The organism is Rappaport israeli (genome assembly GCF_001888055.1).
Classification (GTDB): domain Bacteria; phylum Pseudomonadota; class Gammaproteobacteria; order Cardiobacteriales; family Cardiobacteriaceae; genus Rappaport; species Rappaport israeli.
In genome coordinates, this window is sequence record NZ_LXHZ01000018.1 from 57761 (window position 1) to 81014 (window position 23254).

Below are 23254 nucleotides of genomic sequence, written 5' to 3' on the forward strand. Positions count from 1 at the left end.
TAAGGGGGTTGTATGAGTGAATGGGATAACTCTAGGGTGCATTTAATTAATCATCCATTGGTGCAACATAAATTGACGACGTTGCGTAAAAAACAAACGACAACAATGGAATTTCGTTTGCTAGCTAGTGAGATTGGGTTGCTGTTGGCCTATGAAGCGACGCGAGATTTGCCGTTAAAATCTGTTGAGATTGATACGCCACTTGAGCCGATGGTGGCGCAGGAATTATATGGAAAAAAGACTTGTATTATTAGTATTTTGCGTGCAGGAAATGGGTTGTTAGATGGGGTGTTGCAGTTGTTGCCTGCAGCGAAGGTTGGTTATGTAGGGATGGAGCGTGATGAGATAACGCATCAGCCAAAGCTTTATTATTGTAAATTGCCAAAGGCGATGGATGAGCGCAATACGTTGGTGGTTGACCCTATGTTGGCAACGGGATTTTCCGCGATTGAGAGTATTCATAAGGTTAAGGCTTTAGGCGGAAAAGACATTCGTTTTATTTGTTTGCTTGCAGCGCCTGAAGGATTGACAGCGTTGCAAAAGGCGCATCCTGATGTGGAAATTTATACGGGCGCAATTGACCGTGAGTTAGATGAAAATGCCTATATTCGTCCAGGATTGGGGGATGCTGGAGATAGGCTATATGGCACGCTTTAGGATTGGCAAGATATTTTGTGCGTTGCTCTGTGGTTTTTTAGCCTTGCCTGTGTGGGCACTTTCAGATTATCGCGCCACTTATGATATTAGTGTGCGCGGAGTCAATGCGGGGCGCGCGACCTATGAGGTGCGCTTAAGTGATCATTCTTATCAGGTTGAAACGCAAATTAAGCCTTCTTTGGCGGCAAAGATGTTGGGGTTTGGCAAAATTACCGAACAAGCTTATGGTGAGATTGAAGCAGGGCATGTATTGCCTAAAAAATATCAACGCACGATGGAGGGCGATTCTCAATATCGCTTGGTTTATGATTATAAACTGATGAATCAGGAGATTGAGGCGCAAATTGGCAATACACAAACGGTGTTGAAATATGATGAGCATGTCCAGCCTTTGGATATTTTGGCATTGATTGTGCAGAGTTTGCTCGATGAAGAGCACCAGCGCATTGCTGAACAATATTCTTTGATTAATGAGGATAAAATCCGAACGTATTCAGTAGCAGCAATGCCTAATGAACGTTGGCAAACCCATTCGGGTGAAGCGGTGGATGTGGTGGCATATAAGCAAACCAGTGGCAATCGTCGGACAAAAATTTATTTTGCCAATCATCCTTTGCGCTTGGTCAAACTGGTGCAATACAAAGATGATGAGGCGCGGTTTAGTTTGAAATTAATTAATTATCAGATTCTCTAATGAAAGTTGCATTTATTACTTCAGAGCCTGCGATGGTTCGTTATGATGGGTTTTATACTGCTGTGCGTTCAATTGTTGGGACTACAGAAATGTATGTGCTAAATGCTAATGATATGTTGCAGTTAAAGCAGTATTTTAATCATAAGCGTTGGCCGCAGCGGTTTGACCGAGTGGTATTTTTACTTGACCCGCAGTTGTTATATGAACAGCGCCATGCGTTAAAAATATCCCCATCCAGTAATGATGCGATTTCATTATGATAATCCAGAGCAAGAGCGCTATACGCGGTTGTTACTAGAGGCAATTCCATGGATGCGTTGGATTGGTGTTAATCCTGCTTTTTCCAAAATACTCAATGAATTAGGTTATGACGCTTATGCGATTAAGCCATTGCATCATTTAGATGCGTTTACGCCGACTTTACCGCCTTTAGTGGGTGAGAGTGCTTTGCAAAACTCTACAAAATGCCATATTTTTCAGGGGCAGTCGCTATGTCGTGAGGTGCAGGTTATTGCACGCTCGCCAATGCCGATTAAAAAGGCATTGGTGCGCTGGGATAGTGATTATTCCGCGTATAAAGAGATTCATTTAGGGGATATTTTTGTTTTTTGGGCGAATAAAGAGCGTTATCGTCCATTGCCGATGATTAAGGCGATGGCGCGTGGGGCGGTGGTGCTTACGCCTAGTCCTGGCTATCACATGTGTATGTATTATGGCTGGCAGGATAATCATAATTGCTTATTCATGCGTAGCGCGGAAAATGTGTTGGAGACGGTGAAGATTTTAACGCGTAATCGTGATTTGAAAATGGAGATTGCACAGGCAGCCATAGAAACAGCATCGCATTATAGCTATAGCGCGGTGGGTCGGGAGTTGGGGATGTGTTTGATGATGCCGTTGCGTGAGGTGAATAATTATCGTCAGAAGATTCGTTTTTTAGGGTTTCGTTTTTGATGGGGCTGGCTAAGGGTTTTGAGGCGCGAAGGCGCTGGGTGTGGGAGAAGGCTTGGGCGTTTGATGCGTTGTTGTTGGTAGTCGCTGGATTGACGCAGTGGGTTTTGTGGCTTAATGATGAACAGACCTTGCCAGCAGATTCGGTGCGCTTGTTGTGGCGCAGTGCGCATGCTCCGCGGTCGGTGTTTGAGGGGTTGATTGCGCCTGTGGCGAGTTGTGAGGGGTGTGTGGTGGCTTTAATGGGGGCGATGAGTATGGGGGCTTTGTGGGGATTTTATCGGGTTTCGCGCGCGCTAGGTTGGTCTTCTGGGGTATCTTTTGTATTGTTTTTGCTACTAAACTTTAATCCTGAATACAATGATGTGCGCTTGAATGTAGATGGTTTTCAAGGGGTGATGTTGTTGTGGGTTTGGGCGCTTTGGCTGTGGGTGCGCTTTGAGGGTAGGTGGGGCATTTTTTGGGGTTGCTGACGATGGGATTGGCGGTTTGGATAGATGGGTTGGCTTGGGTGTGGCTTTTGGGGTTGCCGTTGTGTGCAGGGTGCTTTTTTAAGCGGCGTGTGATGTTGGGATATTACTTGATGTTGGCGTTGGTTGTATTGGGGAGTTTGCCTTTATGGGGGAGTTTGTCGGGGTTGGGGCGTGAGGTTTGGGGCGCTTGGGTGCAAATACAATTTGCTCAGGCTCAGGCTGTGGTGTGGTCGGGGGTAGATGCGTGGGGGTTGGCGCTGGCGATGACGTTGTTGAAGTTGGTGAAGATGATGGGTTGGGTGATTGTGTTGTTGGTGGGGCTGGGGTTTAGGTATGGGAAGTCGGTGTTGGCGGTGCGTTGGCGGATGTTTTTATTGGGGATTTTGGGGTTGGCGGTGCTTCAGGGGGCGCTTGGGATGTTGGTCTTTGGCGCTGAGCAACAGGATTTGCAATTGATGTTGTCGGTGATGGGGGTGTTGTGGTTGCATGGCTCGGCGGTGTTCTATGGGATAAATCGTTGGCGTGAGGGGCAGATGGCGGTGCAGTGGCGGTTAATGCTGGTGTGGTTGGCGGTTTCTTATGCGTTGGCGAGTGTGGCGACGTTTGGCCCGTCGATGGGTTATAAGCGTGAGGCGGGATTGTGGGCGCAAGCGCAGGGGGTGGCACGGGTGGTGAGCGATGATGCGCAGGTGTTGTTTTATGCAGGGCGTTCGCCTTTTGTTGAAGAAGGGGATTTATTGTTGGGGGGGGTGGAAGATTGGCAATTGGGTGTGGGGGATTTGTTGTTGCATACGGTACATCGTCATGCGAAGCAGGCGGTTGAATTTGAACGCTTTACACTACTGCGCACGTTTAATAATCAACATGGGGATAAGGTGTTGGCATTGCAATTAAGGCGAAATGAGAGATGAATCAGGGGATGCAGGCGTATTTGCAGGCGCTGGGAGAGGAGGCGCTCGCTGAGTTGGGGAATTATTATCAGGTGGGGGTGAGTCAGACGATGGCGCAGGCGATACGTGCGCCTAATGCCGATGATGCGATTGTGGCGCAGTTTTTACCTCAGGTGGCAGAGTTGTCTATTGACCAAGCGGAGTTGGATGACCCTATTGGGGATTATGCGCATATGCCTGTTGAGGGCTTAATCCATCGTTATGAGAATCGGGTGCTTTGGCGGGTAACGCCTCGGTGTGCGGTGTATTGTCGCTTTTGTTTTCGTAAGGAGTCGATTGGGCGTAAGGGGGAGGCGTTGTCGGCGGCAGATAGGCTGGCAGGGCTTGAGTATATTGCGCGTCATCCTGAGATTGAGGAGGTAATTTTTAGTGGGGGAGACCCGCTAATGCTAAGTAATGCAAAGCTTGCACAGTTTTTACAGGCGTTGGAGACGATGGCGCATGTGCGACGGGTGCGCTTTCATACGCGCATGCCTTTGGTTGAGCCAAAGCGAATTGATGCGGGTTTGTGTGCGTTATTTGAGCGGTTTGAAAAAGCGCGCTTTTTGGTGCTTCATGCCAATCATGCGCAGGAATTTACTGTAGATGGCAGGCAGGCGCTTAGGCGGTTGCAGAGTATGGGGATGGTGATGTGGTCGCAGTCGGTATTGCTCGCTGGGGTGAATGCGGAGGTGGCGATATTGGCGGATTTGATGAATACGTTTTTAGATTGTGGGGTTGTGCCGTATTACTTGCACCATTTGGATTTGGCGAAGGGAACAGGGCATTTTCGCCTGACTTTAGAGCAGGGTTTGGCGCTGGAAGCTGGGTTGCGTGCGCGTTTATCAGGGGTGGCGATGCCGACGTATGTGGTGGAAATTCCGGTGGGGGGGTAAAATCCCTGTGCGTTTGTTAACGCCTTTGCAAAAACAGGCTTTGGCGAAGGCAGGAATTGTTTAGTTTTATTTTTGTTTAATTAATTGGAATGTTGTATGAAAACTGTGGCGATTGGAATTATTGGTTTTGGAACGGTGGCAAAGGGTGTGGTTGAGGTGTTGGAGAAAAATGCGCGTGAGATTGAGCGCCGTTGTGGCTATCGATTGCAGGTGAAGGCGGTTGCAAGACGCTCTTGGGAGGGGGTTGATACGCAGATGTTGTCGTTTGTCTGTAGCGATAATCCTTATTCGTTGATTGAGGATGAGGATATTGAGATTATCTTGGAGTTGGCTGGTGGGGTTGATTTGGCAGGGCAGTATATTGAAGCTGCTTTATTGCGAGGTAAGCATGTGGTTACGGCTAATAAGGCGCTGATTGCTACGCGCGGTCAGGCGTTATTTGATTTGGCGCGTGAACGGGGCTTGGAGTTGGCCTATGAGGCGGCGGTGGCAGGAGGGATTCCAATTATTAAGGTGTTGCGCGAAGGGATGAGCGGTAATCAGGTCTTACAGGTGGCTGGGATTATTAACGGAACGAGTAATTTTATTTTGACGGCGATGACTGAACAGGGGAGCGATTTTGCTGAGGTGCTCACTGAGGCGCAGGCGCTGGGATATGCGGAGGCTGACCCAACTTTTGATATCGATGGCACAGACGCGGCGCATAAAATTACGATTTTGGCGTCGATTGCTTTTGGGATTGAGTTGCAATTTGAGGGGGTTTATAAGGAGGGGATTGACCATATCAATGCGGAGGATTTGCAATATGCAGATGAGCTTGGCTTTCGCATTAAGCATTTAGGTTTGGCTATTAGGCGTAATAATGGTGTGGAAATTCGGGTGCATCCAACTTTAATTCCTAAAAATGCTTTGCTTTCGAGTGTCTCAGGGGTGATGAATGCGGTGCAGGTAAATGGTAATGCTTTAGGGGAGGGGTTGTATTATGGCGCGGGTGCTGGAGCGTTGCCGACGGCTTCGGCGGTGATTGCTGATTTAATTGATGTGGTGCGAGAGTTGAATTTGTCTCAGGAAGACCGTTTGGCAGAATTTGGTTTTCATCAGTTGCATAATAAAACGGCTTTGCCAGTTTTGCCTTCTGATGAGTTCCACAGTAGTTATTATTTGAATTTACGCGTGGTAGATAAGGTTGGGGTGTTGGCAGAGGTAACGAAGATTTTTGCCAAATCTGAGATTTCTATTGCATCAATTATTCAAAAAAATGCGCTGGCGCATGAAAATGTGGTGACGCTGATTATTCTGACTAATTTGGTTAAAGAATCTAGTATGAATGCAGCATTGGAGCAGTTGCAGACGCTTGAAGCTTTACGAGGACAAATTAAGCGGATTAGGGTGGAGTTTTTGGGTTGAGTTTAAAGATTAAGCCTTATGCGCTCAATGTTTCACCAACACAATTGCCCGAGCATTGGCATGAGGTGGTAAAGCGCATTTATGCAGCGCGTATACAATGCCCAGAGGAGGTGGATAAAGGGGGGCGCAATGTGCTGGGGTGGGAGGCGTTGCGCGATGCTGATAAGGCGGCTTACCGCCTCTCGCAAGCGATAGAGGCAGGTGAGCGGATTTTGATTTATGGGGATTATGATGTGGATGGAGCGACGGCGGTGGCGTTGTGTGTTCGGGTGTTGCGTGCGCTAGGGGCTGTGGTGGAGTGGTTTGTGCCTCGGCGTGAGGTGCATGGCTATGGGCTAAATTTGCGCGGACTTGCTGAAATTAAACGGCGGGGAGCGCTGCCTTCGGTGTTAATGACGGTGGATAATGGGATTGTTGCGCATGAGGCGGTGGCGCGTGCTAATGCACTGGGGATTGATTGTATTATTACTGATCATCATTTGCCTGCTGGCTCTTTGCCTGAGGCGTTGGCGGTGGTTAATCCAAATCGCCTAGATTGTGATTTTGAAAGTAAGGCGCTTGCTGGGGTTGGGGTGGCGTTTTATGTGTTGCTGGCATTGCGGGCGGTGCAATTGGAAAAGGGGCTGTGGCCAGAGGCGCTACAATTGCGTAATTATTTGGATTTGGTGGCTTTGGGGACGATTGCCGATGTGGCGCAATTAGATTATAACAATCGTATTTTGCTTCATCTGGGGCTAAAAAAGATGCGGATGGCTTCAGCGAATATGGGGATTAGAGCGCTGTGTGCGGTGGGGAATGTGGAGGCGCAATATTTAACCGCGCAGGAGGTGGCGTTTGCGTTGGCGCCTAGGCTAAATGCGATTGGGCGTTTGGGAGATATGAGTGAGGCGGTGGCGCTGTTGTTGAGTGAGGATTGGCAAAGTGCTCAGGAGTATGCGCAGCAGGCGGAAGCGTGTAATCGCAAGCGTAAGGCAATTGAAAATACGATGTTAGATGAGGCGCTGTTGCAGGTTGATGAGAGGCAGGCTGTGTTGTGTGTCTATGATGCGCAATGGCATGAGGGGGTGTTGGGATTGGTGGCAGGGCGGTTGAAATCAAGGTTTTCGCGCCCTGTGGTGGTGGGGTGTGATGCTTTGGGTGCAACGCATATTAAAGCGTCAGTGCGCTGTGTGGAGGGGATTTGTGCACAAAAATTATTGACAGAGGCGGCAAAAAGGTTAGGAGCAGGGCGGTTGTCTTTTGGGGGGCATGCTATGGCGGCTGGGCTAACAGTTGCAAAAGAAGATTTTTCTCTACTAACGTTGCATTTACAACAGGCTTATGAGTATTTGTTTGGGGCGCGTGAAATAGAAGAGGTGGTGTGGGTTGATGGGCGATTGCCAGTAGAATTGATGCAGGCGCCGTGGGCAGAGTATTTCTCGCACTTAGAGCCATGGGGGGCTGGATTTCCTGAGCCTATGTTTGTCAATATATTTGAGTTATTGGATTATCGAATGTTAGGGACTCAGCATTGCCGTTTGGTGTTGCGTGAGCCTGAAAGCGGGCAAGTGTTGCAGGCGGTGTGGTTTTTTCATCAACTTAAATATCCACTTAAAGGGTTGGTGGAGGTGGTTTATACGTTGCAGGTCAATCGGTTTTATGGGGATGCGCGTTTGCAGTTGTTGGTACAGCATTTGAATGAATCCCCTTGCTTATAAAATTACTGCTCTGGCTTTGATGGAAATTGACAAAATTTAAGCGCTTACTTAATATGGCGCACTAGTCGGGGTGCTTAGGCTGAGAATATACCCGTTGAACCTGATTTCAGTTAATGCTGACGTAGGAAACTAAATGAATTTTTTGCTGGTGATGATGTTGTAAATTGATAAAGCGCTTTGCTGACTTTTAGAAGTAAGCAAGGCGCTTTTTTTATTGAGCGCTAAATTCTTTATGTTGGGTTTAAAAGGTTGGCTTCGACTTTTATAAATGTATTGTCTTATCTGACTTTTTAGGGAGAATTTATGTACACCTCTTTTATTGATGATGTCCGTGAGAAAAATCCATTGGTGCATAACATTACAAATATTGTTTCAGCGCATTTTAGTGCCAATGGTTTGCTCGCTATTGGTGCATCGCCGTTTATGTCTAATGTTGAAGGAGAAATGGCTCAGGTGGCAAAGATTAGTTCTGCGTTGGTGATTAATATGGGGGGATTGTCACAAGGTGAGGTGGTTGCGATGATTGATGCAGGTCAAGCAATGAATGCTTTGGCAAAACCTGTAGTGCTTGATCCTGTAGGGATTGGGGCAACGCCTTATCGGCAAGAAAAAGGGGCGTTGTTGTTGGATAAAATTCGCTTTTCAGTTATTCGTGGGAATGCAGGAGAGATTGCACATTTAATAGGGATTAAATGGCAGTCCAAGGGAGTAGATGCTGGTAGTGGTGAGACGGCAGACTTGGCAAAAATGGCAAAAGAGTGTGCTAAGAAATTTAACTGTATCACGGTGTTAAGTGGTCAGGTGGATTATGTGAGCAATGGAGATGTGGTGGTGGCGATTGAAAATGGTTCATCGCTATTTCCAAAAATTACCGCCTCTGGCTGTTTGCAAGGAGCGATTTGTGGGGCATTTATAGCGGTAGCAGAACCATCAGAGTATTTCTCAGCAACAGTTGCAGCGTGCGCAAGCTATGCCATCGCGGGCGAACAAGCAGCGCAAGGATTGCAAGATTTTGAGTACGGGCAGTTTTATGTCAAATTGATAGATTGTTTGGCTAAAATAAGCGCCGATGAATTCAATCAATTCGCCAAAATTATAATGCTGTGAGGGAAATATGTGTAATAATCAAATAATCCCTCAAGCACTTACTATTGCCTCTACAGATAGTGGAGGTGGCGCAGGAATTGGTGCAGATATTAAGACGTTTCAAATGCGGCGAGTTTTTGGTTGTTTGGTGGTGGCTAGTGTTACTGCACAAAATACTCTTGGGGTATTTGATATCCATCAATTATCTTCTGAAAGTATTACCGCTCAACTTCAGGCAGTTTCTGAAGATTTTAATATTCAGGCTTGCAAAATAGGGATGTTGGGAGACGCTCAAGCGATAGAAGCAGTAGCTCAAGGGCTGAAAAGATTTAATTTTGGCACAGTGGTGCTTGACCCTGTAATGGTGGCAAAAAGTGGGGCGGTGCTGTTGGCAGATGAGGCTTTGTCGACGTTAAAAAATAAGTTACTGCCATTAGCCGATATCATTACCCCAAATCTACAAGAGGCAGTACGCTTAACAAATCTGCAGATTACCAATGCCGTTGAATGTGAAAAAGCAGCACGAATAATACAGGGATTGGGCGTGCATACGGTGATTATTAAAGGAGGCCATAGTAATAATTCTACAAGTGAGCACTGTGTTGATTGGGTATTTAGTGGGGATAATGCGCCATTTTCTGTGCAGGCTAAACGCTATCATACGCGCCATACGCATGGAACAGGGTGTACTTTTTCTGCTTGTTTAACAGCTGAGCTGGCAAAAGGAGTGCCACTGTTGGATGCGGTGCAGATTGCTAAAGATTTTATTACTACAGCAATTTCTACTCCTTTGGATATTGGTTCAGGCTCAGGGCCTGTTAATCATTGGGCGTATCAAGACTTAAAAATATAAGGAATATTTATGAGCTCAAAACCTAATTTACAAACAATGTTGCAGGTCTATTTCGTCGCTGGTTCACAAGACTGCGCGCCTTGTAAAGGCGTTAGTGATAATGCTAATAACCGTGCAGATGCATTGTTAGAGATTTTGCAACAAGCACTTAAAGCTGGCATTACTTGCTACCAATTTCGCGATAAAGGAGAACTCTCCTTAGAGAAGGATGACGCAGCACAAAAGCAGTTGGCATTAGATTGTCAGAAATTATGTCGGCGCTATAAGGTGTCATTTATTATGAATGATATGGTGGATTTGGCGTTAGAGATGGGAGCAGATGGTATTCATGTAGGGCAAGGAGATAAATCTATTATTGAGATTCGCGAGATTTGTCCAACACAGATGGTTTTAGGGTTGTCAATCAATACACTAGAGCAAGCACAACATTGGAATATAGAATCAGCGGTAGATTATTTTGGTGTTGGGCCTATCTTTGCAACAAATTCTAAAATCAACCACGCTCCTCCTGTGGGAATGGAGTTTATTCAAACCCTTCGTCATGCTGGGATTAATAAACCATTAGTGGCAATAGGTTCAGTAAAACCAACTCATGTAACAACGCTTAAAAAATATGGCGCCACAGGTGTTGCGGTAGTCTCAGCAATTACGCAAGCGCAAAATATTGCGACAACAGTTGCATCTCTTAAAGCTTGATTTTTTACTGCTCTATTTATTATCTCAATAGGATATATCTAGGGTTAGCATTTATCTAGCAAGGTTAGCGCAACAATAAATTTAGCAATGATTGTTTGTTGTGCTACCATAGCGGCGTTTTTTTACTTTGAATTTTGGAGTTTAATATGAGCTTAGAGAAAACCCTTTCTATTATCAAACCAGACGCTGTGCAAAAAATGTTATTGGAGAGATTTATAGTCGCTTTGAAAAGCAAGGGCTAAAAATTGTGGCTGCTAAAATGAAGCAACTGACGCGCGAAGAGGCGGAAGGATTTTATGCCGTGCACAAAGAACGTCCATTTTTCAATGATTTGGTTGAATTTATGATTTCAGGGCCTGTGATGATTCAAGTACTTCAAGGTGACAATGCCATTAGCAAAAACCGCGACATCATGGGCGCTACTAACCCTAAAGAAGCACAAGCAGGCACGATTCGTGCAGATTTTGCTGATAGCATTGATGCCAATGCAGTGCATGGCTCTGATGCGCCTGAAACGGCCGCTCAAGAAATTCAATATTTCTTTAATGACAGTGAGATTTGTGCTTAAACACCCTTTTGGAGTGCTAGGCAATGTCTGAGCAAAAGTTACAAAATTTATTTGATTTAAATCGCACACAGCTGACCCAGTGGTTGGTTTCACTGGGTGAAAAGCCTTTCCATGCCAAACAAATCATGAAATGGCTTTACCATGAGCGCGTGTGCGATTTTGATGCAATGACTAATCTAAGCAAGACATTACGAGCGCATTTAAAAGAAATCGCCACTTTGTCCTTTCCAGAGGTCATAACGGATAAAACAGCCAGCGATGGAACGCGCAAATGGGTTTTTCGCTATCACTGTGGCAATAGTATTGAAACGGTTTATATCCCTGAAACAGACCGCGGAACGTTGTGCATTTCCTCTCAGGCAGGTTGTGCATTAGCCTGCCCTTTTTGCTCTACCGCGCATGCTGGATTTAACCGCAATCTCACGACTGGAGAGATTGTTGTACAAGTTTGGCTGGCTAAAAAACTATTGGGCTGTGGCGATAATGGGAAGCGTAAGGTAACAAATGTAGTGCTAATGGGCATGGGAGAGCCATTGGTGAACTTTAACGCTGTTATCCCAGCTACTGACATTATGATGGATGATTTTGGCTTTGGGCTTTCAAAACGACGCGTAACTTTAAGCACTTCAGGGATTGTGCCTGCAATTGAGAAATTAAAAGAGGTTACGGATTTGAGTTTGGCGGTGTCTTTGCATGCCCCAAACGATGAATTGCGCAATCAAATTGTTCCTATTAATCAGCGCTATGGCTTGCAAGCACTGCTAAAAGCTTGCCATGAATATGTAAGCCATAATGCTCAACATGGTGGGGTAACGTGGGAATATGTAATGCTTAAAGGCGTAAATGATAGTCTTGAGCATGCGCACCAATTAGCTGATTTATTGCGTGGAATTCCAGGAAAAATCAATCTGATTCCTTTTAATCCTTTCCCAGGCAGTCAGTTTGAATGCTCAAGCAAAAATGCTATTTCAGCTTTTCAGCGCTATTTAAGCGATAGTGGCTATGTGGTTACTGTGCGCAAAACCCGTGGTGAAAATATTGACGCCGCCTGTGGACAGTTGGTTGGACAGGTTAATGACCGCTCAAAACGTTATAAAAAACTTAATCGATACGAGGTAGAACATTCATGAAAGCTTCATTAATGCTTTCTTTTATTGCCGCAAGTGTGTTGCTTGGTTGCGCATCTGGTAATCAGCAATCTCAAGTGGCTCGTCAAAATGGTCAATTAACGCCAAACTATGACCAAGCATATGATAATTATTTAGCACTTGGGGCGCAGTATTTACAAATAGGGCGTTATGATTTGGCTGAACCAAAATTAATTCGCGCGATTGAAATTGATTCTTCTCAACCTGAGGCTTGGAATGTATTAGCGGTGATGTATGAGCAAAAGCGCGATATTTCCGCAGGATTTAATGCCTATCAAAAATTAATCAATAGCCATCCTAATTACGTATTAGGTTACTTTAACTTCGCAACTTTTTTGTGCAAATTTGAACGTGATAGCGAAGCGCAGGCACTTTATCAGCAAATGCGTGCTAAAGGAGGAGATTTTGCGACAATGTCTTATATCGTAGAAGGCAATTGTGCGCACAAAAGAGGAAAAACATTGCAGGCAGAAAATAGTTATAAGCAAGCGCTTGCTCATGACCCTTATTCTTCAGGGGCATTATTACCACTTGCAGAAATAGCATTAGAACGAGGCGATGGACAGGCAGCGCTCAATTATCTTAAGGTGGTGCATACTTATGTAGGCTATAGCGCCGAGAGCGCTTATCTAGGTATTTTAGCAGCTAGAAAAGTTGGAGACGTGCGCACCGAAGAGGATTTAATGCGAATGATGCGCGCAACTTATCGCAATACAGAGCAGGCTAAATCTTTAGGCATTTAAGCGGACAGTATTTATGATGGATAAAAACACTAATCTTCCACCAATTGTTGATATCGGAGAGGCGCTGTCGCAAGCTAGACAAGCGCAAGGGATTTCTTTGGCAACTGCTGCAATGCAAACTAATTTAAGTCAGGATATTCTTACGAAACTTGAGAATAATCAGTTTAATGAAATTGCAGCGCCTGTATTTGCGCGAGGCTATCTTAATATTTATGCGCGTTTCCTAGGACTTGATGATACTCAGTTTTCACAAGCTTTTAATGAAATTGGACAAAAAGATGAGGGAGCGCTTGTAATTACGCCGACGGATATGGCTAGTCAAACGCGTTCTTTTAAACGTAATCATGCGCTGCGTTGGTTTGCACTAGCGTTTCTATTTGTATTAGTGGCGCTTATTTTGATGCAGGTTATTAATCAAAACTCTTGGTTAATGCGACAGGTTAAACAGGCTTTCCCTGATAATACTCAAATGAGTGAGGGGGCAGAAGTATCGAGAAGCAATGATATTGTGTTGGAAATCAATAATGAGGGTCAGGCAAGTGTTGCAACAAATCAGAATTTGCCTAATTTGACCTCTATTGAAGATTTTTTGAAGAGGAAATGACTAATCTTGATGATAATCAAGCACTAGAAGAGCAAAGCTCTGAACTTTCTTTAACTTCAATAGAAGCGGTGGAAACCACGCCAGAGGCGCAAAATTTAACGCAAGATGCGTCAGTATCTGCACAAGATTCTATAAATGAAGGCATTAGAACGGCACAATTAAAAACCAATGATGAAAATTGGATTGAGATTAGAGATAGTCAACGCAGGGTGATTGCCGCGCGTATTTTTAAAGCAGGGGAGAGTATTGTGTTGTCATCAGAAGGTGCGCCTTATACTTTGAGCGCAGGGCGTCCTAATGCAATTGAGTTTAGCATTGGCGGTGAGGTAAAAACGCTAGAAAATTATAAAAGAGCGGGCACTAGTCGCTTATATGATTTGGTGATTGAGTGATGAGTATTCAATCAGTACGCGGTATGCGTGATATTTTATTGCCTGAGTCAGCACAATATGCGCAATTATTAAAAGTCATTGAAAAAGTTTTGCATCAGTATGGCTATGAGCTATTCAGTTACCTTTGCTAGAAAAAACAGCTTTATTTAAGCGCACAATTGGTGAAGAAACGGATGTGGTGAGCAAGGAGATGTATACTTTTGTTGATCGCAATGATGAGAGTTTAACTTTGCGCCCTGAGGCAACGGCTGGCGTGGTACGTGCGATGATTGAAAATGGATTGTTGCAACAGGTTAATCGTGTTTATACCGCTGGTGCGATGTTTCGCTATGAGCGTCCGCAAAAAGGGCGCTATCGTCAATTTAGTCAGGTTAGTGTCGAGGCGTTTGGTGTAGAAGATGCGGCGCTAGATGTGGAATTATTAGCGATGAATGCGCGCTTATTTAGAGAGCTTGGCGTGTCTTTAGAGGTTAAATTAGAAATTAATAGCATTGGCACACTTTTAGAACGTCGCGCCTATACAAAGGATTTGGTAGCATATTTATCTGATTATAAAACGCAATTAGATGAAGATAGTCAACGTCGCCTAACTACAAATCCTCTTAGAATTTTAGACAGCAAAGATACGAATGTGCAAAAAATTCTTGAGGATGCGCCAAGATTATCTGATTATTTGGGTGCGCAAAGTCAGGCGCATTTTGCTAAAGTTTGTGTGCTATTATCTGATTTGGGGATTGAGTACGTTATAAATACGCGCTTGGTTCGTGGTTTGGATTATTACTGCCATACTGTGTTTGAATGGACGACGGATAAGCTAGGCGCTCAGGGTACGGTTTGTGCAGGTGGACGATATGATGGTTTGGTTGAGCAACTAGGCGGTAAGCCGACTCCTGCTGCTGGATTTGCAATTGGATTAGACCGTTTATTGTTATTGGTTTTGGCTTGTAGCGATGTTTTAGCGCTAGAAACCCCATGGGTGTATGCCATCTCAGCGAGTGAAACAGAGCAAAGCGCGATGTTTTCTGTGTTAGAAGCGTTACGCTCTCAATTCCCGCATAAGAATATTTGTTTGCATGCACAGCCTCAAAGTCTTAAAACACAGATTAAAAAGGCTGATAAATCAGGAGCTAAATTTGCCCTGATTTTGGGTGAGGCAGAAAATAATCATGCTGAGATAACTATTAAACATCTTTATGCTGGGCAGCAGGAGACAATTAAGCAGGCGCAGTTGGCAGCGTATTTACAATCTTATGAACAAGGGGAATCTGAGCATGGTTGATAGAACAGATGAGGAAACTGCAGAGCTAATTCGTGAATGGTTGAAACAATATGGACTAACCACTATCGCGGGTTTGGTCATTGGTGTGGGTGTTTTATTTGGCATTCAGTGGTGGAAAAACACCCAGCAAGATAAAAAATCACAGCAATCTGCAGTAGTTGAAGCGGTTAATACTGCACTGGAAAATGAAGAATATTCCCAAGCCATGGCGCTTACTCAGCAACAGGAATTAAGTAAGGATGATAGTTCTGCTTTGGCTGATTTGTTGGCGGCAAAATCAGCATTTGAGTTGGGAGACTTGGCACAAGCGCAGGATTTTTTACACAAAGCAAGCCAAGCCGAAGATATTTTATTGGCGCAGACTGCTGAGTATCGGTTAGCGCAAGTTTATGCGTTATCAGGGCGATATGATGAAGCGTTAGCGCAGGCTCAATTGCTTAAAAATACACCTTACGATGCTCAAATAGCATTATTAGAGGGTAATATTGAGCAAATGCGTGGGCGTTATGAGCAGGCACTAGCACATTATCAACGCGCACAAGCAATATCACCTTCTGCTGAAGTTGAGGCGTTAATTCGTGCAATCGAAGCGCAGTTGTTGTCGCAATAGGAGATTGCCTTATGAAAAACGGTAGTTTTTTTAAACTAAAAAATGTGGGATTGTGTCTAGCATCACTAATGTTAACTGCTTGCTCAAATTCAAATTTTTTTCTAGGGAAAAGTAATGCTCCCGAGCCTAAACCATTGCCAGTGCTTGAGCATCAGGCGATGCAATCGCAAATTTTGTGGCAACAAAAAGTCGGCAAAGGCGCTCAGGTATTAGGAATAAGCTTGCAACCAGCAGCTTGGGGAGGACGGATTTACGCTGTGAGTGCGGATGGTTATTTTGCCGCTTTCACACCTCAAACTGGACAAGAGATTTTTTCTGTCAATCTGCAAAATGAAATCTCTGCTGGGGTAACACTTGAAAATGGTGTGGCGTATGTAGGGACGAGAAAAGGCGATATTATGGCGCTTGATGCTGAAAATGGACGGACATTGTGGCGACAAGCCCTGCCAAGTATGGCACTCTCTGCGCCAGTGGTGGCAGATAATATAGTGGTTGTGCGCAGTAATGATGGGACAGTAAGCGCATTTAATCACGAGGGTGAAGCGTTGTGGCAATATCAGTTACAAACCCCTTTACTAAGCATTCGTGGGACGTCTAAACTTGTAGTAGGGGGAGGCGTAGTTATTTTAACGGCTGATAATGGATTTTTTGTGGTGTTAGACCAGATGAATGGTTTACCAATTACAGAACTGCGTTTGGCCTCTGGTCAAGGTAATACAGCGGTTGAGCGCTTAGTAGATATGGATGCGACCCCTATTGTAAATCATCAGACTCTATTTGGTTCTGCCTATCAAGCCATGATGTTTGCAATCAATTTAAGTGATGGTTCGCCTTTATGGCGACAACCACAAGTTTCGACGCAGAAAAATTTTGCGCTATCGACAGATAAAGTTTTTGTCGTAACGGATACTGATCATGTTGTGGCGCTTGAGCAAAGAAATGGCAATATTATTTGGGAAAATACCGCGTTGGAGGGGCGTAAGTTATCACCAGTTGTTGCAATTCCTAATGCTGTTGGGGTGTTAGATGCCCAAGGATATTTGCATTGGCTAAATGCGCAAACGGGTAAAGTTATTGGACAAACGGCTTTGGGAAATTATCAAGCAAATACACAGCCTTTGGTTTTGTCCGAACAAATAATTTGGCAAATGACTAATGGGCAGTTATTTGCCATTAAACCAAATTAAAAACTGTTGGCTCAAATCATGTTAAATGAAAATAAAATAACAGGGCGCAAGCCAATTATTGCCTTAGTGGGGCGACCCAATGTTGGTAAATCAACGCTGTTTAATGTGCTAACGCGTACACGCGATTCTATTGTTAGTAATATGCCTGGACTGACACGAGATAGAAACTACGGCAATGCTGTATTAGATGGGATTGATTGTCAGTTAATTGATACAGGCGGTTTATTGCGTGATGTTGAAATGGAGATAGATCATCGTGTGGATGCTCAGGCACGCCAAGCGGTAGATGAAGCGGATGTGATTGTTTTTGTTGTCGATGGGCGCGATGGTTTAACAATGATTGATGAGCGTATTGCTAAAGAATTACGCCATAGTCAAAAACCAATTATATTGGCAGTCAATAAAGCTGATTTTGGCGATAGTGACGTTATTTTATTAGATTTTTATGAGCTTGGTTTTGAGCATATTTTGGCAATTGCAGCCGAACATCGGCGTGGAATTGCAGTTTTAGCGCGTAAGGTGGCAACGATTTTACGTGAGTTGCCAGAAGAAATTTTCACACCAACAGAAATAATGCCATTGACTGAATCATTAGATTCTATTTCTTTAGCGGTGTTAGGACGTCCTAATGCAGGAAAATCTACTTTGTTAAACCGTTTGTTAGGCGAAGATAGATTAGTTGCAACACCCATTGCTGGTACAACGCGTGATGCAATTACCATTCCTTTTGTTGATAACGATGGGACTCAATTTAATTTTATCGATACCGCAGGCATTCGCCGTAAAGCACGTGTGCATGATAAGGTGGAGAAATTTAGTATTGTAAAGGCATTAGATGCGCTTGAGCGTGCTAATGTAGTGATATTAGTGCTTGATGCACACGAAGGTGTTAGCGACCAAGATGCTCATTTATTAGGTGAAATTATTAAAAGAGGGCGGGCACTGGTTATTGCTATTAATAAATGGGATAACTTGAGCGAATATGAGCGCGAGCAAGTAGAGATACAGATTGAACGTAAACTGCGTTTTGTCGATTATGCACAAGTTTTTTATATTTCCGCGCTCAATGGAAGTAATATTAAACGCCTATTGCCAGCGGTTAAAAAAGCATACGAATCGGCTATGGTGGAGCTAAGCACCAATAAACTTACTGAAGCAATGGAATTGGCCTACCGCAAACATCAACCGCCTTTAGTAAATGGTTACGCCATTAAAATGCAATATGCTCATCAAGGTGGGCGTAATCCTCCGCATATAATTATTCACGGTAGTCGTACTGAACATGTTGCTGCAAGTTATATTCAATATCTAAGTAAGTTTTTCCGCCGTCATTTTAAGTTGGCTGGAACCCCCATTCGCATTAGCTTTAGGGATAAGCATAATCCTTATAATCCATCTTGATAATTATGATTTGAGTTGTGTTAGTCAGTCTTAAAGAAGTTGATATTTTGGAATAAAGTAGATTCACATCGGCTGCATTAAAAATTTAATTGCAAAAATCAAATTTTAAAAGCGACGGTTTGTCGCTTTTTTCTTGGAAAAAAATTTCTCAAAATTAGGCGCTTTAGAGTGCTATGCCTAGCATCTTTTTATAGTACTTTTCTTTAAATCAATTAGATTCTAATTGTGAAGATGAGTGTAGTTATTTTGCTTGATACGTTCAATTAGCTAATCAGCCTATACATGCCAGCGCAAGAGCTAGTTGGAATGCGAAACTGGTGAATGACTTGGAATATTAATTATCTTCGCTAATTATTTTTCTATTTTTAATAACTAATGAACCTCCATAGGTTTCAAGGCAAAAAAAAACCGGCTCTAAGAGCCGGCAAACAACCACCAAAGGAGGATATAGAGGAGATAACATCGATGATGTTGGGGCGCATTATAGGGATAATGTTGCAGTGCGTCAACTCATAAAAAGCCAAAAATCATTATATATTTTTAATGGTTTAATGCCTTTATTTATAAAGGATTTTGTTTAAGTTCATTTAAATTTTATACTAATCTACGCTAATGCTGCGCTGCAACATAATTTTAATGATCTCTGTTTTTCATTAGAAAGGTCTAGAAGTCTTTGATATTTTTAGACGAAATAGTTGCATTTTTAAGCTAACTCCAATATAACCTGAGTTTGATCTGTACTCTTAACAACAAGAAAGGAGAGAGCGATGAAATCGATGAAATTAAAATTATTAACGCTAAGCATAGTAGCAACGCTAAGTCATAGTGCTTTAGCCAAGACTACTATTGAGTTTTGGCATGCGATGGGGGGTGAGCTAGAACAGAGTTTAAACAAAATCACAGATGACTTTAACGCTTCTCAAGAGGATTATGTCGTCAAACCTACTTATAAGGGCGATTATACCGATACAATGACAGCGGCAATCTCTGCTTTTCGCGCTAAACAACAGCCTGAAATTGTGCAAGTCTTTGAGGTGGGGACGGCAACGATGATGGCGGCAAAGGGTGCGATTTATCCTGTAGAAGAGTTGATGGATAAATATGCAAATGGGATTGAGCATGATAAATATTTGCCTGCCATTATTAGTTATTACCAGTCTCCAGAAGGTAAATTGTTGTCGATGCCGTTTAATAGTTCGACGGTTGTGATGTGGTATAACAAAGATGCTTTTGCTAAAGCAGGGATTACGCAACCGCCTAAAACTTGGAGGGAGTTAGATGAGGTGAGTAAGGCATTGCGCGATACAGGCTATTCATGCGGGTATAGCTTTAGTTGGCAGCCATGGTTTTTGATTGAAAACTATAGTGCTTGGAATAATATTGAGTTAGGTAGTAAAGAAAATGGATTTGCTGGATTAGATGCAGAGTTAAAATTTAATAACGATGCAATTATCAATCGCTTGCAAACCATTAAAGACAGTGGGAATTTTGTTTATGGGGGTAGACAAAGCGCATCTATGCCATTGTTTATTAATCAAGAATGCCCAATTTGGTTTGGTTCATCGGGTTCGTATGGTGGTATAAAACAGCAAGCAACATTTGAATTTGGTGAGGCAATGATGCCTTATGATGAAACTGTTACCAATGCACCACAGAATTCTATTATTGGTGGGGCGTCTCTTTGGGTATTGTCTGGACATAATGATGATAACTATAAAGGCACGGCAGCTTTTTTTAGATTTTTTGAGCCGTCCTGAAATTCAAGCGCGCTGGCATCAAGAGACTGGCTATGTGCCGATTACGCATGCAGCGTATGAGCTTGCAAAAGAACAAGGCTATTATGAAGAGAATGTAGGAGCGGATACGCCCATTAAGCAACTTAGTCTTAATGAGCCAACCCAATATTCACGCGGTCTGCGTTTTGGTAGTTATGTACAAATCCGAGATTTGCTAGATTCTGAAATGGAAAATATTTGGAATGGCAAAAAAACAGCAAAACAAGCAATGGATGATGCAGCTGATAAAGCTAATAAATTACTTCGTCAATTTGAGAAGGCAAATAAATAATTTCATTGTATAAAAATTAAAAAATCATTAAAATTGGATAATCAGGAAGATTATAGGGCTGCAGGATGCGGCCTGCTTTTATTCATTAACCCTGAATTTTTATGATTAAACGTATTCATTTCTCTCGTCCTGTTTTGCCTTATTTGCTATTGGCGCCCCAACTGGCTATTACAATGGTCTTTTTTCTATGGCCTGCCTATCAGGCATTAGAGCAATCTTTTTTTTTAGAAGACCCTTTTGGTTTATCACGAACTTTTATTGGCTTGGATAATTTTAAAGAGCTATGGATGAGTGATAGTTATCGTAATAGTTTTTTTCGCACATTGATATTTTCCGCCTCGGTGGCTTTTTGCTCAATTTCATTTGCGCTGATTTTGGCAGCAATGGCGGATTATCTGGTTAAAAAAAGCAGATTTTATCGCCATTTTCTTATTATTCCTTATGCGGTAGCGCCTGTTTTAGCTGGTGCAATTTGGATGTTTGTTTTTGATCCAACTTTAGGCATTATTCCTTATTGGCTTGATTTTCTTCATATCGAATGGAATCATCGTTTAAACGGCAATCAAGCGATGTTCTTAATCATTATTGCCGCAGCTTGGAATATGATTAGTTATAACTTTTTGTTTTTCTTAGCAGGTATGCAATCTATCCCTAAATCATTAATTGAGGCGGCAGCTATTGATGGTGCAGGACCAGTACGCCGTTTTAAAGATTTGATTTTCCCTTTAATCTCCCCAACAACTTTTTTCCTATTGGTGATGAATATTATTTATGCCTTTTTTGATACTTTTGGCATCATTCATGCGGTTACGATGGGGGGGCCAGGCAATAGCACTGAGACTTTGGTATATAAAGTCTACAAAGATGGTTTTTTAAGTATGAATTATGGAGTTTCTGCTAGTCAATCGGTGATTTTAATTGTGATTGTAATGGCATTAACGGTATTGCAATTTCGTTATGTTGAACGCAAAGTTTCTTATGCCTGAGGTAAGTAATGATTGAAAAGCGTCCGTTGTTGACTATTTTTGCGCATGCCACCTTGATTTTTGGTGTATTAGTGGTGATGTTTCCTGTATGGGTTATGTTTGTTACTGCTACGCATGATGTGGTGCGCAGTTCGCAAGTGCCTTTGCCAATGTTGCCAGGGAATCAGTTATGGATAAATCTAAAAACAATTTTTAGTGATTCTTTTGCTGGTCCACCTGTTTTGCGCGCCATGTTTAATTCTCTTGTTATGGCGCTTGGCATTACTTTTGGCAAAATTTTTTATTTCGCTTTTATCTGCTTATGCCTTGGTTTATTTCAAGTTTCGCTTTAAATCATTATTTTTTTGGGCAATATTTTGTACTTTAATGTTACCTGTTGAGGTGCGAATTGTCCCCACCTTTGAAGTGGCAGCTTCTTTACACTTGCTAAATTCCTATGCAGGATTGATTTTGCCATTAATCGCCTCTGCGACAGCCACTTTTTTATTTCGCCAAACTTTCTTAACCATCCCAGAAGAAATGCTTGAGGCAGCCAGAATTGATGGTGCGGGAGCCATTCGATTCTTTTTTGATATTTTATTACCTTTATCGCGCACCAATATTGCAGCATTATTTGTAATTTTATTTATCTATGGCTGGAATCAGTATTTATGGCCTTTAATGATTAGCAGTGATGTAGAAATGAATACAATTGTGATGAGTATCAAAAATTTAGTCACTGCGGCAGTAGAAGAAAAACCGCAATGGCATTTGGTGATGTTAATTGCGTTATTAGCGATGTTGCCGCCTGTTTTGGTGGTTGTGTTAATGCAAAAAATATTTGTAAAAGGTTTAACGGAGACAGAAAAATAATGGCAAGCATTCATTTAAACAAGCTCTCAAAAAGTTTATGAAAATGGCGCAAAAGCGGTAACTGATGTTGAGCTAAAAATTAGTGATAGCGAGTTTATTGTAATTGTTGGGCCTTCTGGATGTGGCAAATCAACTTTACTGCGTATGGTGGCAGGACTTGAATCGATTAGCAGTGGTGAATTATTCATTGATAATCAATTGGTCAATTCATTAGAGCCTAAAGACCGCGGTATAGCGATGGTTTTTCAAAATTATGCTTTATATCCGCATATGACCAATCGCGATAACATGAGCTATAGCCTAAAAATTAATAAAGTTGATAAGGCAGAAATTAAAAAACGGGTGGAGAAAGTAGCAGAACAATTACAACTCACGCCCTATTTAGACCGTAAACCTGCTCAGCTTTCAGGGGGGCAACGTCAGCGTGTGGCGATGGGGCGAGCAATTGTTCGTCAGCCAAAAGTCTTTTTATTTGATGAACCGCTTTCTAATTTAGACGCTAAGCTCAGAGTTGAAATGAGAAAGCAAATTAAGGCTTTGCAAAGAGAAATGGGCGTTACCAGTTTATATGTAACGCATGATCAAGTTGAAGCAATGACAATGGCAGACCGTTTAATTGTGCTTAAAAGCGGTGAAGTGCAACAAATTGGATCACCTATCCATTTGTATGAAAAACCGAAAAATATTTTTGTTGCAGAATTTATTGGCTCACCTGCGATGAATTTATTAGAAGCGCAGAGTGTAGATAATAAAATTGTTTTGGCTCAGGATGTTTATTTTGATAAACCAGCTGAAATTAATGTTCAAGGGCAGATTAAGCTTGGAATTCGCCCTGAGCATATAGAGATTTTGCCTATAAATGATGCACAGGCACTCAAATTTACAATTGATATTATTGAGCATTTAGGGAGTGTGAATTTATTACATGGGCGACTTATTAATAGCAACACGCCTTTAATTGTACAAACAAGCTTGACGCACTCTTGGCAAGAAAATCAAATAATAGCCCTGCGGTTTAATCCTCAAAAATTACACTTTTTCAACGCTGACACAGGGATGCGATTAGAGGTATAGATTT

Annotated in this window: 21 protein-coding genes, 4 pseudogenes and 1 riboswitch; all 25 genes and pseudogenes read left to right on the forward strand. The window is 42.8% G+C overall.

Annotated elements, in window-relative coordinates; all coding sequences use genetic code 11:
• Window positions 1-12 precede the first annotated feature (12 nt).
• The 25 genes and pseudogenes from upp (at window position 13) to A5N84_RS04760 (ending at window position 23250) form a co-directional block, all read left to right on the forward strand.
• Complete coding sequence (gene upp / locus A5N84_RS04640) at window positions 13-657, forward strand: uracil phosphoribosyltransferase (RefSeq protein ID WP_072281442.1); 645 nt, start codon at window positions 13-15, stop codon at window positions 655-657.
• Complete coding sequence (locus A5N84_RS04645; protein ID WP_072281443.1) at window positions 644-1351, forward strand: DUF3108 domain-containing protein; 708 nt, start codon at window positions 644-646, stop codon at window positions 1349-1351. Before upp ends, A5N84_RS04645 begins: the two co-directional genes overlap by 14 nt.
• A complete protein-coding gene (locus A5N84_RS04650; RefSeq protein WP_072281444.1) occupies window positions 1351-1611 on the forward strand; it encodes a hypothetical protein in 261 nt (86 codons plus the stop codon). Before A5N84_RS04645 ends, A5N84_RS04650 begins: the two co-directional genes overlap by 1 nt.
• Window positions 1592-2305 (forward strand): glycosyltransferase, encoded by a 714-nt coding sequence (locus A5N84_RS04655; protein WP_143324829.1) that lies wholly within the window; start codon window positions 1592-1594, stop codon window positions 2303-2305. The genes A5N84_RS04650 and A5N84_RS04655 overlap by 20 nt, the downstream gene beginning before the upstream one ends.
• Window positions 2302-2775, forward strand: a complete 474-nt coding sequence (locus tag A5N84_RS04660) for a hypothetical protein (protein ID WP_158008642.1) — start codon at window positions 2302-2304, stop codon at window positions 2773-2775. The genes A5N84_RS04655 and A5N84_RS04660 overlap by 4 nt, the downstream gene beginning before the upstream one ends.
• The gene (locus tag A5N84_RS04665; protein WP_143324830.1) at window positions 2751-3686 is read left to right on the forward strand and encodes a hypothetical protein; all 936 of its coding nucleotides are present in this window, start codon (window positions 2751-2753) and stop codon (window positions 3684-3686) included. Before A5N84_RS04660 ends, A5N84_RS04665 begins: the two co-directional genes overlap by 25 nt.
• Window positions 3683-4600: a KamA family radical SAM protein gene (locus A5N84_RS04670; RefSeq protein WP_072281448.1), complete on the forward strand. Its 918-nt coding sequence runs from the start codon at window positions 3683-3685 to the stop codon at window positions 4598-4600. Before A5N84_RS04665 ends, A5N84_RS04670 begins: the two co-directional genes overlap by 4 nt.
• 96 nt (window positions 4601-4696) lie before the next feature.
• Window positions 4697-6007 (forward strand): homoserine dehydrogenase, encoded by a 1311-nt coding sequence (locus A5N84_RS04675; protein WP_072281449.1) that lies wholly within the window; start codon window positions 4697-4699, stop codon window positions 6005-6007.
• Window positions 6004-7704: a single-stranded-DNA-specific exonuclease RecJ gene (recJ, locus tag A5N84_RS04680; protein ID WP_072281450.1), complete on the forward strand. Its 1701-nt coding sequence runs from the start codon at window positions 6004-6006 to the stop codon at window positions 7702-7704. The genes A5N84_RS04675 and recJ overlap by 4 nt, the downstream gene beginning before the upstream one ends.
• Window positions 7705-7760: 56 nt before the next feature.
• A riboswitch (TPP riboswitch) is annotated at window positions 7761-7849 on the forward strand.
• 158 nt (window positions 7850-8007) lie between these two features.
• Entirely contained in the window at window positions 8008-8811 is an 804-nt protein-coding gene (gene thiM, locus A5N84_RS04685) for a hydroxyethylthiazole kinase (RefSeq protein WP_072281451.1), read from the forward strand.
• A gap of 7 nt (window positions 8812-8818) precedes the next feature.
• Window positions 8819-9643, forward strand: coding sequence for a bifunctional hydroxymethylpyrimidine kinase/phosphomethylpyrimidine kinase (thiD, locus tag A5N84_RS04690; RefSeq protein WP_072281452.1), 825 nt, complete (start codon window positions 8819-8821; stop codon window positions 9641-9643).
• Between the two features lie 9 nt (window positions 9644-9652).
• Window positions 9653-10339 (forward strand): thiamine phosphate synthase, encoded by a 687-nt coding sequence (gene thiE / locus A5N84_RS04695; RefSeq protein WP_072281453.1) that lies wholly within the window; start codon window positions 9653-9655, stop codon window positions 10337-10339.
• Between the two features lie 146 nt (window positions 10340-10485).
• Window positions 10486-10907 (forward strand): annotated as a pseudogene (ndk, locus tag A5N84_RS04700) (nucleoside-diphosphate kinase).
• Window positions 10908-10930: 23 nt separating this feature from the next.
• Complete coding sequence (gene rlmN, locus A5N84_RS04705) at window positions 10931-12037, forward strand: 23S rRNA (adenine(2503)-C(2))-methyltransferase RlmN (protein WP_072281454.1); 1107 nt, start codon at window positions 10931-10933, stop codon at window positions 12035-12037.
• A complete protein-coding gene (locus A5N84_RS04710) occupies window positions 12034-12798 on the forward strand; it encodes a tetratricopeptide repeat protein (RefSeq protein ID WP_072281455.1) in 765 nt (254 codons plus the stop codon). Before rlmN ends, A5N84_RS04710 begins: the two co-directional genes overlap by 4 nt.
• A gap of 13 nt (window positions 12799-12811) precedes the next feature.
• Window positions 12812-13402: a helix-turn-helix domain-containing protein gene (locus A5N84_RS04715; RefSeq protein WP_072281456.1), complete on the forward strand. Its 591-nt coding sequence runs from the start codon at window positions 12812-12814 to the stop codon at window positions 13400-13402.
• Window positions 13399-13794 (forward strand): DUF4115 domain-containing protein, encoded by a 396-nt coding sequence (locus A5N84_RS04720; RefSeq protein ID WP_072281457.1) that lies wholly within the window; start codon window positions 13399-13401, stop codon window positions 13792-13794. The genes A5N84_RS04715 and A5N84_RS04720 overlap by 4 nt, the downstream gene beginning before the upstream one ends.
• A pseudogene (gene hisS / locus A5N84_RS04725) lies at window positions 13794-15073 on the forward strand (histidine--tRNA ligase). The gene A5N84_RS04720 and the pseudogene hisS overlap by 1 nt, the downstream one beginning before the upstream one ends.
• Window positions 15066-15683, forward strand: coding sequence for a YfgM family protein (locus tag A5N84_RS04730; RefSeq protein WP_072281458.1), 618 nt, complete (start codon window positions 15066-15068; stop codon window positions 15681-15683). The pseudogene hisS and the gene A5N84_RS04730 overlap by 8 nt, the downstream one beginning before the upstream one ends.
• Before the next feature lie 11 nt (window positions 15684-15694).
• Window positions 15695-16870: an outer membrane protein assembly factor BamB gene (gene bamB / locus A5N84_RS04735; protein ID WP_072281459.1), complete on the forward strand. Its 1176-nt coding sequence runs from the start codon at window positions 15695-15697 to the stop codon at window positions 16868-16870.
• An 18-nt stretch (window positions 16871-16888) separates the two neighbouring features.
• Complete coding sequence (der, locus tag A5N84_RS04740; protein WP_072281460.1) at window positions 16889-18271, forward strand: ribosome biogenesis GTPase Der; 1383 nt, start codon at window positions 16889-16891, stop codon at window positions 18269-18271.
• A gap of 776 nt (window positions 18272-19047) precedes the next feature.
• Window positions 19048-20338: pseudogene (ugpB, locus tag A5N84_RS04745) on the forward strand (sn-glycerol-3-phosphate ABC transporter substrate-binding protein UgpB).
• 101 nt (window positions 20339-20439) lie between these two features.
• Window positions 20440-21324 (forward strand): sn-glycerol-3-phosphate ABC transporter permease UgpA, encoded by an 885-nt coding sequence (gene ugpA, locus A5N84_RS04750; RefSeq protein WP_072281461.1) that lies wholly within the window; start codon window positions 20440-20442, stop codon window positions 21322-21324.
• A gap of 8 nt (window positions 21325-21332) precedes the next feature.
• A pseudogene (gene ugpE / locus A5N84_RS04755) lies at window positions 21333-22176 on the forward strand (sn-glycerol-3-phosphate ABC transporter permease UgpE).
• A 78-nt stretch (window positions 22177-22254) separates the two neighbouring features.
• Window positions 22255-23250, forward strand: a complete 996-nt coding sequence (locus tag A5N84_RS04760; RefSeq protein WP_269844295.1) for an ABC transporter ATP-binding protein — start codon at window positions 22255-22257, stop codon at window positions 23248-23250.
• Window positions 23251-23254 lie beyond the last annotated feature (4 nt).